The 12,325-nt window shown below is 53.7% G+C and carries 10 protein-coding genes and 1 pseudogene; 5 read left to right on the top strand and 6 right to left on the bottom strand.

Annotation, left to right across the window (positions count from 1 at the left end):
* A pseudogene (locus VEB01_RS02860) lies at positions 1-128 on the top strand (IS630-like element ISCARN102 family transposase); the annotation flags it as partial.
* On the opposite strand, the gene VEB01_RS02855 reads toward VEB01_RS02860, so the two are convergent.
* Both VEB01_RS02855 and VEB01_RS02850 read right to left on the bottom strand, forming a co-directional pair.
* Positions 97-1,257 carry an ABC transporter ATP-binding protein gene (locus VEB01_RS02855; RefSeq protein WP_324872622.1) on the bottom strand — a complete coding sequence of 387 codons (1,161 nt, stop codon included), beginning with the start codon at positions 1,255-1,257 and terminating at the stop codon, positions 97-99. The pseudogene VEB01_RS02860 and the gene VEB01_RS02855 overlap by 32 nt on opposite strands.
* Positions 1,258-1,269: 12 nt before the next feature.
* Positions 1,270-3,249, bottom strand: a complete 1,980-nt coding sequence (locus tag VEB01_RS02850) for a GumC family protein (RefSeq protein ID WP_324872620.1) — start codon at positions 3,247-3,249, stop codon at positions 1,270-1,272.
* Between the two features lie 430 nt (positions 3,250-3,679).
* On the opposite strand from VEB01_RS02850, the gene fabA reads away from it, so the two are divergent.
* The 4 genes from fabA (at position 3,680) to VEB01_RS02830 (ending at position 8,293) form a co-directional block, all read left to right on the top strand.
* Positions 3,680-4,219 (top strand): 3-hydroxyacyl-[acyl-carrier-protein] dehydratase FabA, encoded by a 540-nt coding sequence (gene fabA / locus VEB01_RS02845; RefSeq protein ID WP_324872618.1) that lies wholly within the window; start codon positions 3,680-3,682, stop codon positions 4,217-4,219.
* Positions 4,220-4,234: 15 nt separating this feature from the next.
* A complete protein-coding gene (gene fabB, locus VEB01_RS02840) occupies positions 4,235-5,452 on the top strand; it encodes a beta-ketoacyl-ACP synthase I (protein WP_324872617.1) in 1,218 nt (405 codons plus the stop codon).
* Entirely contained in the window at positions 5,442-6,314 is an 873-nt protein-coding gene (gene ttcA, locus VEB01_RS02835) for a tRNA 2-thiocytidine(32) synthetase TtcA (RefSeq protein WP_324872615.1), read from the top strand. Before fabB ends, ttcA begins: the two co-directional genes overlap by 11 nt.
* A 1,079-nt stretch (positions 6,315-7,393) precedes the next feature.
* On the top strand, positions 7,394-8,293 hold the full coding sequence (locus VEB01_RS02830) for a TIGR01777 family oxidoreductase (RefSeq protein ID WP_324872613.1): 900 nt from the start codon (positions 7,394-7,396) through the stop codon (positions 8,291-8,293).
* Positions 8,294-8,551: 258 nt separating this feature from the next.
* On the opposite strand, the gene VEB01_RS02825 is transcribed toward VEB01_RS02830, so the two are convergent.
* The 4 genes from VEB01_RS02825 to VEB01_RS02810 all read right to left on the bottom strand — a co-directional run.
* Positions 8,552-8,875, bottom strand: coding sequence for a chaperone modulator CbpM (locus VEB01_RS02825; protein WP_324872611.1), 324 nt, complete (start codon positions 8,873-8,875; stop codon positions 8,552-8,554).
* Between the two features lies 1 nt (position 8,876).
* On the bottom strand, positions 8,877-9,830 hold the full coding sequence (locus VEB01_RS02820) for a DnaJ C-terminal domain-containing protein (protein WP_324872609.1): 954 nt from the start codon (positions 9,828-9,830) through the stop codon (positions 8,877-8,879).
* A gap of 225 nt (positions 9,831-10,055) precedes the next feature.
* Entirely contained in the window at positions 10,056-11,603 is a 1,548-nt protein-coding gene (locus tag VEB01_RS02815) for an OprO/OprP family phosphate-selective porin (RefSeq protein ID WP_324872607.1), read from the bottom strand.
* A 486-nt stretch (positions 11,604-12,089) separates the two neighbouring features.
* A partial coding sequence (locus VEB01_RS02810; RefSeq protein ID WP_324872606.1) for a hypothetical protein occupies positions 12,090-12,325 on the bottom strand: 236 nt, incomplete at its 5' end.

Below are 12,325 nucleotides of genomic sequence, written 5' to 3'. Positions count from 1 at the left end.
ACCTGACGCGCGAAGTCGCTGCCTGGGAAACCCGCCGGAATACCGTCCGCGCCAAAATCGATTGGCGTTTCACCACCGACAATGCGCGCATAAAGCTCAAGCATCTTTACCCTTCAATTCAACCTTGATGAAGCAGTAGGCGAAATAAAGATCATCGATGATGATGCCCACTCTCCGGTCTTTTTTGAACGGATCGATTAGGTGTGGGTATTCCGGCTCCTGTTTCAGGGCGTTCAACTGATTGATCCGCTCCAATGCCGCCTTGGCGCCGAACCAGGCATACTGCATTCCCAAAATCTCCTGCACCGGAGACATCATGAACCATAGGTACCCCGAGACCGCCATCATCTCGCCGACGGTGAGGTCGGAGTAGAGCACCATGAATAAGGCCAAGGCGCGGAAGACGTCGAACCCAAACAGGAATACCAGAAAACTGACGCGGCTCGCGGCATCGCTTTTCCAGGCATAGGCGGTCGAATTCTCACGGACCGCCAGCGCCGCCTCCATCAGCCGCCCCATGTAGTGTTTCTCCCGATTGCTGGCCCGGATTTGATGGATGGCGTCCAGCGTTTCGGTCAGTGCGAGCTGGAACACGCCGATTGCCGAATTTTCCTCCCGCTTCAACTTCTTGACCCGTTTTCCCAGGGTCTTGGTGAAAAAAATCACGATCGGGTTCAGGAACAGAATGAACAGCGCGAGCTGCCAGTGCATCCACAGCAGAATGGCGGCGGTGCCCGTCAGGGACAGCAGGGCGACCACGAAGCGCGCGATGGTGGTGCCGATGAACGTATCGAGCGTATCGAGATCGGTGACCAGGTGGGTCACTACCGAGCCGCTGCCGAGATTCTCGTATTCGGCCATGGAGATGCGCTGCAATCGCCCGATTAGCCGGCAGCGGATGCGATAGATGATGTCTTTGGCGATAAAGCTGAACTGTCGCGTCTGCCATACGTTGAAGAGTGCCGCGATCAGGCGTAGGAGCAAGGTCAGCCCCAGTATCGCCAGGATGTACAAGCCGGGCCCGTGCCACTCGGCAGGAAAGAGCCGGTTGAGCGTGCTGACCGCTATGCCCGGCTTGTTTAACAACACCTCGTCCACCAGGAGCGGCATGAGCAAGGGAACGGGGACCGCGCTTAACGCCGCGAGCACGGCGATCAGGTGTGCCGCAGACAGCTCGCGCTTGTGCTCCAGCGCGACGGATCGGATATAAGCCCAGGTGAGACGCTGGGGATTCTGAGGGGCGGAGCCGGAAGCCATTTTGATGAGCGGTTATGAGCTAAGGGCGGGATAAATCAGCGGCACCCTGTCGGCGGGCAATCCCGGGCCGGGTGGGGAAAGGCGTCCGTAGCCGGCGAGCGTTTTCGCCGGCAGCGGACCGACAACACGCTCCAGTTCGGAGAGCCGGATGCCTTGGCGGACCAAATGACTTATATAAGTGTGGCGCAATGCTGGCGCATCGATCGTCTCGGGTTGTGTAAGGCCGGAATCAATGGCCGCGCAGGCGATAAAAGACGCCAGATCGTCCGCTCCGGGAGCGGTGTCGAAGGATCCCCAGGCGGGCGAGTCTTCGCTTTCGGTCAGCCAAATCTTGAGGCGCCGGGGAAGGGGCAGCGTCCTGGCATTCTTGCCGTCTACATGCAGACGATCATCGGCAAGATCGAACTTTTCAGCAGGCAAGCCCGCGATCTCTTCAAGGCTCAGGCCGGACAGAAGCATGCCTATCGCCTGCTTGGCTTTGAGATTCGCCGCTTCCAGCAGCACGCGGACCTCCGGCTCGGTCAGTTCTCGGGTGATCGGGCTTTCCAAAGCGGGAAATTGTTCCGAGGGAAGAGCCGATGGCGTTGCCGTTCGACGCTGAAGCAGAAGGTTTTCCGGCACCGAATAAACGTGGATATCGGGTAAGAATGTGGGAGCTGGCGGTGTTTGCCGACGCATGAGGTACTCGTAGAGCCAGACGGCGATCAGCGCGAGGCCGAGGCTGCCGCCAAAGGCGATTCCACTGTCACGCCAGTAATTCGGCCATATCGGCCGCGTCGGCGCATGGCCTCGTTCCAATACCTGGAGTTGAGGAAGTCTTTCATGAGGTTTGGCTTCGACCTGTACAAGCCGGGCTTCGGTTTCGCGATAGATCTCTTCGAGCTTTTCGAGGTTTTCCCTCATGGCATCATGCTCGGCGAAGCGGGTTGTGAATTCGGTCGCCTCCCGCTCGTGCGCTTCGATCTGACGGCGTATTTCCCTGGCTGTCTGCTGAGCGGACGCATAGGCTTGTTGGGCTTCGCTCAGCGCGTTTTGTTTTCCGTATTCGAGCTTTTTCTTGATTTCCTCTTCGGTTTGCTTGAGCTGTTCGGGAATAATCTTGAGCTGAGGCTGGAGTGAAAGGTACTGCGGCGTGTAACGGCGTTTCAGATCCTTTAGCTGTTGGCGTAGGTCGTGCGCTCGCCGCTCCAGGTTCGCCAGACCCTGTTCGTCGCTGGACGGCACCACGGGCTCGCCTCTGGCAATGGCTTCCTTGATGGCGTCGAGCTGGGCTTTCGCTTTGACCTCATCCTCGTTGGCTTTGTTGAGCGCGGTGTTGAGGCCGGTTAACCTAGCCATGACGCGGTTGTCCGCATCGTTTTTCGAGACGATGCCGTGTTCACGGCGAAATTGATCCAATTCCAGGCGCTTTGCCTCGATTTTTTGGCCAAGTTGTTGAAATTCAGTCTTCAATGCATTGGCGATGCCGTCTTTTGCTGCGCGGGTCGATTGTTCCCGGCGCACTTGATAGGCGTCGATCCAGGCGTTGATGACCGGAGCCAAGACGTCCGGGTTCGACTCCTTGGCGTGCAGCCTAACGATATTGGTCTCGGTTATGGGTTCGACCGATAGCAAGGCTTGAAGATCGCCCACGGTTAAGCTCGCAAGTTCGGATGTATTGCCTGCTTTCCTTAAATGCCTTAAAGCCTCTTCAAGCAAAGGAATGCCGAGCAAGGTCTCGCTTTGTATCGCAACGTGCTGGACACTGGCTTTTATCTCGATCTCATCGATGGCGGCAGGTGCCATCGTAAGCAGCGAGGCCGTACTCTCGTAGACCGGCTGGCGCAGCCACACGTACGCCATGCTCGCCATGAAGCCAAACAAAAAGACGTAGGTGAACAGAATGAGGCGATGGGGTCTTGCGGGCGGCAAGTCTACGTTGGAGCGTGATAAGAAATCCTGCGTCGATCGTGGATTGGGCAGAATCTCGATGGGCGGCGGTAGATCTGGCATGGCTCTCTTCCCACGAGGGTTGTTCGTAACCGTTAAAATACTCCGCATTAATCCAAGCGACTCCCAAGCACGGCTCTTAAATTTGTCGTGTGGATGCGCTGGCTATGGGGCCAATTTAGCCTGTGTACGCTCCAGCCCGTCTACATCGTTCCATCATCAATTAGACCGAATCCCATCGGGTTGTGACCTCGCCGACGCGGTGCTGGAATTCATGTTTTCCTGATACAATAACTCTCTTTTTCGCCAAGCCTTGACGGTAAATAGACTTTCGTGCGTTCCGAGGACGCCATCCGGAAGCTCTCATTGGTAAATGGGTTTTCGCCCACAGTGTGGCACGTCGGCTTGGAATTCTGGTAAGCGGCCTGGTCGCCTTCGGTAACCCGCTGGTGCCGAGAGGCAATATAAAACAACATCGATATCGGGCACTTTTATGATCGTTAAGGAATCTAGACTACAACAGAGACAACACAGTTACAGCCGCGACGAATTAATTCAATGCGGCCGAGGTGAAATGTTCGGTCCCGGCAATGCCCAATTACCGCTCCCCCCGATGTTGATGTTCGATCGAATTACCCGCATCAGTTCCGACGAGGGGCTTTACGACAAGGGCATGATCATCGCCGAACTGGATATAAACCCGGATCTTTGGTTTTTCTCCTGTCACTTCCAAAACGACCCGGTAATGCCCGGTTGCCTTGGGCTTGACGCCATGTGGCAAATGATCGGCTTTTATCTCGGCTGGATGGGCGGGCTCGGGCGCGGTCGTGCTCTAGGGGTGGGAGAGGTCAAATTTCGCGGTCAGGTGCTGCCCCAGCATAAGCTCGTTACTTACCGTATTCATCTCAAACGGGTGATGATGCGTAAGTTGGTCATGGGGTTTGCTGACGCGGAAATGGAGTGCGATGGCAAGATTATTTATGAGGCCAGCGACCTTCGGGTCGGCCTGTTTACTTCCACAGATGCTTTCTGAGGGAGCTATACAGATATGAGACGCGTTGTTGTAACCGGCATTGGTGTCGTTTCCAGCATAGGTAACAATCAGCAAGAGGTAACCGAGGCCCTGCGGCAGGGACATTCCGGGATTCGGCTCAGCGAAGAATACCGGGAAATGGCGTTTCGCAGCCAAGTCTTTGGCCCGATCAAATTGAACGTAGACGATCTTATAGATCGCAAGATCCGCAGGTTCATGGGCGATGGCGCTGCCTATAACTACATTGCCATGCAGGAGGCTATCGCTGATTCAGGTTTGAATGAGGCTGAAATATCGCATCCTAGAACCGGCTTGATTATGGGGTCAGGGGGGCCCTCCACGGCGAATCTCCTGCTTTCATACGATAACTACCGCGAAAAGGGCGTCAAAAAGGTTGGGCCTTACATGGTGCCTCGAACCATGTCCAACACCAATTCCGCTTGTCTCGCGACGCCTTTCAAGATCAAGGGCGTCAATTACTCCATCAGTTCCGCGTGCGCGACAAGTGCTCACTGCATCGGTAATGCGGCGGAACTTATTCAATTAGGCAAGCAGGACATCATTTTTGCCGGCGGTGGTGAGGAAGTGCATTGGACAATGACCGTGCTCTTCGATGCGATGGGTGCTTTGTCATCGCAATATAATGACACCCCCGGAATCGCATCGCGTCCCTATGACGCCGATCGGGACGGATTCGTGATCTCGGGAGGCGGTGGCGTTCTGGTTCTCGAAGAATTGGAGCATGCCAAGGCTCGCGGAGCCAGAGTTTACGGTGAACTTATCGGTTACGGTGCGACCTCCGACGGCTTCGATATGGTTCAGCCTTCCGGAGAGGGGGCCGCACGCTGCATGAGGCAGGCCATGGAAGGTATCGACGGCAAAATCGACTACATCAATGCGCATGGAACGAGCACGCCGATCGGTGACATTAAGGAGTTGCAGGCGGTGAAGGCTGTTTTCGGTACCGAAGTACCGCCGATCAGCTCTACAAAATCATTGACCGGCCATGCCTTGGGCGCCGCGGGCGTGCATGAAGCGATTTATTCCTTATTGATGATGAATGCCGGTTTCATTTCCGCGTCGGCCAATATCGAAACGCTAGACCCTGGCGCGGAAGGCGTGCCTATCGTGCTGAAGCGAGTCGACGATGTCCGTATTGACACCGTTATGTCGAACAGCTTCGGGTTCGGCGGTACTAATGCCAGCTTGATTTTCCAACGTTATGGCGGATAGGGCGGCAAGCTCTCTAACGGAAAAGCAGCGCTACGAATTCAATAAGCTGCAAAAGAGATTGCGCCGTCTGGTCGGTGAGGCTATCGCCGACTACCGAATGATCGAGGACGGCGACAAGGTGATGGTCTGTCTCTCGGGGGGGAAGGATTCCTACACGCTTCTGGATGTCCTGCTCAGCCTTCGGCTGAATGCTCCGGTTCAGTTTGAAATCATCGCCGTCAACTTGGATCAGAAGCAGCCCGGATTTCCGGAGCACGTGCTGCCGGAATATCTCTCCGGTCGTGGCATCCCCTACCATATCATCGAGCAAGATACCTATAGCATCGTCAAGCGGGTGGTTCCGGAGGGCAAGACCACCTGTGGCTTGTGCTCTCGGTTGCGCCGAGGGTCGCTTTATCGGTATGCCGCCCAACATGGTGTTACCAAGATTGCTTTAGGCCATCATCGCGACGATATCCTAGAAACTTTCTTTCTCAATCTGTTTTACGGCGGCACTCTTAAGGCAATGCCGCCTAAGCTGTTGAGTGATGATCGACGCCATATCGTCATTCGGCCGTTAGCGTATTGCCGGGAAAAGGACATTGTGGAATACGCACGCATCAAAGGATTTCCGATTATCCCATGTAACCTGTGCGGTTCGCAGGAGAACTTGCAGCGTAAGGCGATGAAGGAAATGCTGCGGTCGTGGGAAAGACAGTTCCCAGGTCGTCTAGAGACAATTTTCACCGCGCTGCAGAACGTGGGGCCATCCCAATTGGCAGATCGCAATTTGTTCGATTTCATCGGACTCGATCAGGCACGGGGCGATGTGTCTGGTGATCTAGGCGTTTCTGCTGCCGGCTTGGAAGTGCTCTCGTTCTAAATAATAAGAAAACAGTGCTATCTAAGTCGCCGTCCGTTGTGTTGGCTGCCCGTGCCAGCCAGAGTTTTTGCCTGAGACGTCCCTGCTTTTCCGCCCTCTTGCATTTTTAGGAAATCTTCTTTATAAAAGACACCGTGCTTATACGCACTATTAACTATAAATCTTAAAGCTTTGGAAATTGAGGAGGATCTTATGAAAAAGTTGCTATGCGTTGTTAGCCTGGTCATGGTAGCTCTGGGCTTGGTTGCTTGCGGTAACTCTCCGGACGGTGACAAACAGAAGATCTCGACCACCGTATCCCCGAGCCTTTAATTTTTGATTTATAAGCTATCCTGTAAGAATTTCTGCCCTTCTTAGGAAGCGGCGGTTGCTTCTATAAATAGCCCTTTGCCTTTAAAGGCACTAATAACGACCTGGATGGAGATCCTTCATCCAGGTCTTTTTTTGGGCAGCACTGACTGAAGACGTTGATTCTGATTCGGGCATTGCTTCATCATGTGAGGATTGCCGGATCGATTCGATAGGCCATTCCTTACAGGCGCCTCGCGACTTGACAGCGCTCGATCAGAAGGTAAGATACTCGACGCGATAGCATTGTTCTGCTATTACAAAAGACTTTCGATAAAACCAAATAAGGTAGGTTAAGAAATGGGAGCCATATTAGATTTAGTTGAGAAAATGAGAACCCCGATGGGTATGGTGGTTACCATCGCTGTTATCGCCGCTGGCGTCTTCTTTGTTCGTTGGGTTTTCAGCGACGACGACAAGAAATAAGCCACCAAATGTGGCAAGCATAGGTGTTACCTCAATAAGTTTTAGTCTTAGTTGACAATCCTATCCTTGCCACGCCCCCGTAAGATCTTTTCTTAAGCCTTTCCTCATTGGTTCTGCACGGGCCTGCTCGCTTTCAAAAAATCGGTCGTTTTTGGCGCTTTGGCTCCAAGGCCCCTTATAATCATCTCGGGGCTTTTTTCTTAGGCGGACATTTCGGTTACAGGTGTCTCCAGCGTCGGGAGGGCGGATCATCCATCCGGCGGTTTCCAGTCACTCGTGTCCTTGCTATGGCAAGTGGAGAAGACATGCGAGTATTCGTTACTGGTGGAACTGGCTTTATCGGTAGGAACTTATGCAAGGCTCTGCTCAGAGCCGGTTATCAGTTGACTGTTCTCAGCCGAAAGCCCGAGACGGTTTCCGAAAAGTGTGGACCCGAAGTAACTGCACTGAAAAGTCTAGCCAATTGGTCACCTGACCAGCATTTTGACGCAGTTATCAATTTAGCGGGAGCGCCTATTGTTGGTTCCCGTTGGACCGGGCAACGTAAACAGGTTCTATGGGACAGTCGGGTTACGTTGACTGAGCATCTTATCGATACAATCCGTAAGGCGGAATCGAGACCCGGAGTACTTATCAGCGGGTCAGCGGTCGGAATCTACGGCAATCAGGGCGATGCCATCCTGGATGAAAATTCGGTCCTCGCGCGGGATGATTTCGGCCAAAAATTATGCTGGGCATGGGAGGACGCCGCATTGAGAGCCAGCGAGTTTGGTGTTCGAGTATGCCTGCTTCGAACCGGGTTGGTAATCGGCAAGGATGGAGGGTTTCTTCAGAAGATGCTGCTTCCGTTCAAGCTGGGTTTAGGAGGGCGGCTTGGCGACGGGAAGCAATGGATGTCTTGGGTCCACATGAAAGACCACGTTGCGATGACGCAGCACTTATTGGAGTCGCCGAACCTCGACGGAGCGTTCAACGTGACGGCGCCTAACCCGGTAACCAATGAAGAGTTTACGCAGTGCATGGCAAAGGTCTTAAAACGCCCCGCATTATTAACCGTGCCCGCATGGCTGTTAAGGTTGGGCGCAGGTGAAATGGCGGAACTGATGCTTGGTGGTCAGAGGGCGCTTCCTAGGCGTTTTCAGGGTGAAAACTTCAAGTTTTCCTATGAGTCTTTAGAGCCAGCGTTGCGCGATGCGCTTCTTTAAACCGGTATGACTGTTTCCTAAATTATAAAAAGCGGCATTTTATACCGCCGTTGACCTCAGCCTCCACTCCGACGATTTCCGCATTAATCAGCATTTTATCGTCCTCCCTCCGCACTTCAGCCGTTAATAAAACTCCAATGTGACATGCCGCGCATGCGGCGCCCTCTGTTTCAAGGCATACCAGTAGTCAGCGGAAAACGAGTTCTAATGCACGAGGGTATTCGGTCCAGAGAGCGCCTTAGAAAACTTCCTGAAAACCTATTCGTGGGGTGTCGCGTGCTCCGTAAGCCGCCGTCGCAATGCTTCGAGTTCCTCTAGTAAATCTAAGGCCAGCGCAGCACCGGCCAGATTAACCCCAAGGTCACGTTGCAGATGAAGCGCGGTTTGCAATCGTTTTAATGCAATGGTGTTGAACCGCCAATTCATTGGTTCCGAGCCTTCCGGGTCGATAATGCCTTCATTAACCATTTCGAAAATCGATTCAGCATTGATTCTGCACGCCTCGCACACATCCGCAAGAGACAAGTTAACTGTTTCGTCCAAAACGATGCCGGACGAGATAATCAGGGTCTCGTTCGTCATATCACACTCCCATGTACGCGCGTGGGTTCATAGGCATAATTTCGGCCATCTTTTTATATAGAGCCTTAGCCTCCACAGTTGCGGCCTCAGGTGTCACAATGCGCAGAGTCACAAGCTGATCTCCCGGTGGCTTGCCGGGGAGCCCGCGTCCTTTTAAGCGCAGCTTCTGTCCGCTTTGAGAGTTCGGAGGAAGTTTAAGTTCGACTTTGCCGCCTAAGGTTGGTACGGTAACCGCTTGGCCAAGGGCGGCTTCCCAGGGAGTTACCGGTAGCTCTAGCGCAATATCCGCGCCTTCGGCATGAAAGAACCGATGAGGTTTGTATCGGATTTCCAGGTAAAGATCGCCAGCCGTACCACCCTGTAATCCAGGTCCACCCTGTCCGGATAACCGAATGCGTTGTCCTTCTTTGATGCCTTTAGGAATCATGACGTTTAATGTGCGGGTTTTGTTGGTAAGTCTACCTTGGGCATCGATTTCCGGGACGGCGAGCGCAACCGTTTGAGTCCCTCCCGAGAAAGCCTCTTCGAGACTAATGTGAATGTTGGCATATTGATCGTGGCCCGATAGCGGCCCACTCCAACCGCTACGGCCTGCTTGTCGCCTGCGGCCTGTATTCCGGCCAAATAGGCTGTCGAAGAAGTCGCTGAATCCTGTTGTGTCCCCACCGGTAAAACCGCCACCACCAACGTTAAAGTCAAATGCCCAGTCGGGTGGGGGGGTGAAGCGTTCGCCATGTTGATGGCCTGTCGCAATCTGATCGTAGGCGGCGCGCTTTTCCGGATCTTTCAATACTTCATAAGCCTCACCGAGTTCTTTGAACCGCTCCTCGGCGTTACGTTCCTTGCTGACGTCCGGGTGATACTTGCGGGCGAGCTTACGATAGGCCCGCTTAATGTCTTCCTGAGAGGCATCCCGCGCCACGCCCATGATCTTGTAGTAGTCCTTGAATTCCATGAATCGGTATTCTCTGATTGGTTTAGCTGAGACCGCTGTTGCTGGGCAAAAGTTATGATGTCGAAACTTTTTGAAAAATCAAAACAACCGAAGGAAAGCAAGCACAACTGAGGCGGTCAGTTGGTCGGGCTCTAGAGCAAAGCCTTTGGTGCTGTGGGAAAAGAGTTCAAAAAAGAACCCCGCTTCCGCGGGGTTCTCGGATTGAGCAGAGGCGAAAGAACTTGTTTAGAAGGCGAGAGAGCCGCGCATCTGGACGGTGTCGAGATCTGATGGATCCCCTTCAAGAAGCGTCCGGCTTGACCCGGCGGTGCCGAGGTCGATATCGACGACGTGCGTATAATCCAGCATCAGGCGGAACCAGGGGTTCAGATACCAGTTGACGCCCAAGGTCGCGGCGGTCTCGCGTCCGCCGCGCTGATTGGCCGTACCGATTTTGTTCATGTTGACTTGGGAAATGCGTCCTTTAAGTTCCCAGGCACCCCAACCGCCGGCCAAATCGAAGTTCCGATTGGGTGTTAAGCGTTTAATGACAGCTGCTTTGGGATCGTAGGCGGCGGCCCGCGATTCGCCGGTCAGGCTGTACATCACGTCAAAGTGCCAACCGTCAAACTTGGCGTCTTCGGTTCCATCGCCGTTCCGTTGCAAATAGGCCACATTATATTCGCTTTCGAAAGAAAGGGGGCCGTAGGCGCCCGTCGCTTCCGCATTGAAAAACATCTCATCGTCGATATTTGTGATATTCCCGGTGTCAATCGGGAAGAAGTGATCGATGTGGGTGGGACGATTGCGATATCGTACGGCTTGGTTGCCCTGTTCCGGTACGCGGTAAGCGGCAGAAGCGCCGACATGGAGCAACTCGCCCGGCTTGAACCAGGGAGCCCAAGTGGCGCGCCCGGAAGCGCCCCAGCCCTCGTCATCGGCCGCAGTTTCAGCTTGTCGCGTGGCCGTGTCGCCGTAGACGCCGGTCGCAACGGTCCAGTTTCGACCGTTCACATCGTAACGGAGACCGATCGCACGATTCACTGATACGTCCGTGAACGCGTACTCTAATGAACGCTCCATAAATGGCATATCGTTGGAGCTCATCATTTGTTGGAAGCTGTACGGCTGCTTGCTCTGACCGATGGTCCAGCTTCCCCAGTCAAAGCCTGTATATTGAATGAACGTATCCTTGAGTCTGACTTGCTCGTCGGCGAAATCCGGTTGTATCTTAAATGTCCAGTCGTTAAAGAACTGGCCGGCGAACTCCATGCGGACACGGCGGATTTCGGTGCCGGAGTCGAGGTCGTTGCTTACCGGTGCATTAGCATTACCGTCATCGACAAGGCCGTTGTTATTTCTGTCATTCCAGGTTGTGAACTTATCCCCGGACTGAATTGCGGCGTCCGCATGGAGGCGCCCGTTGAGGCTAAATTTGAAGTTGCCGTCGTTGGATTGGAACTGAAGCCCCCTTGCGCCGAGAGTGACTTTGGCGTCATCCGGAGCTTTTGGCTTGTTGGCCAAGGCATCAATCTTCTTGTTAAGGCGATCTTCCACGGCTCTAATGTGATCCCCGTCCGGCTTGGCCTTTGCGGATCTCTTGGCGGGCTTAGATTCTTCGGCTGTTTCGTCGTCAATTTTTTCAAAGTTGCCGAGTTTCACACGCCCTGGACCCGGTTCGGCATAGATCTGTTTGGTTTTGCTGTCCATATAAAGGTCGAGCGCGTGGGCGGGAATTGCACCGACTCCACCGATCGCAAGTGAAATGGCATAGGCCAGACGTTTGAATCTCATTGTTCCCCCCATCGTAAGTATGTTTTCCAGGAATCGCGTGTTTAAAGTGGGCTCGGTCGTGTTCCGTATGCCCACTGTTGAGTTGTTGGTTCCAACTCAACAAGCGATCGTGTTAAAGCAACAAAATCCTACGAGGGAACTGTGACGATTTCGTTACGGAAATATTACGAAATCATGACAATGATTCATTAAGCTTTTTTTTACCGGAGCTCATGGCCATTGGGCGCCCAAAATTAAGAGGCAGCTATCCAGTGAATGCCTGTATACGTAAGTCGGGGCTCGTCCGGACCATTCGCGTGCAAGCGAGGGTTTCAGAAATCTGCGCTCAATGGGCGACATCATCGATCTCCCGAGGCCTAATTACCTTTGCCGCGACATCTCCAATTACCGACTGAGCTATCGCAATCGAGTTTAAAGGTGACGGTAGATATGCGGTTCCTCTACATTCTATGTGCCTCGATTAATGCTCTCGCCAACATGCCGGTATTATTTTAAACCCACGCACTTGACGGGTGAGGTGGGTTGAGGCATAATAGTCAGCTCTTCCGGTGCTGACGGGCCTGAGCGAATCGGGCGGCGCAGGCGGGAGGGAAGGGAAAAGGAAGGGTTGACACGGACTGGAAAGTCTTTATAATGATCCTTCTTCGCGGCGGACGCCGAATGTTCTTTAACAGATTGATCAAGCAATGGTGTGGGCGCTTGTGTCGAATTGGGCGAGTTTG

It is taken from the genome of Methylocaldum sp. (assembly GCF_035627495.1).
Classification (GTDB): Bacteria; Pseudomonadota; Gammaproteobacteria; order Methylococcales; family Methylococcaceae; genus Methylocaldum.
This window is presented reverse-complemented; position numbering and strand designations above follow the sequence as displayed.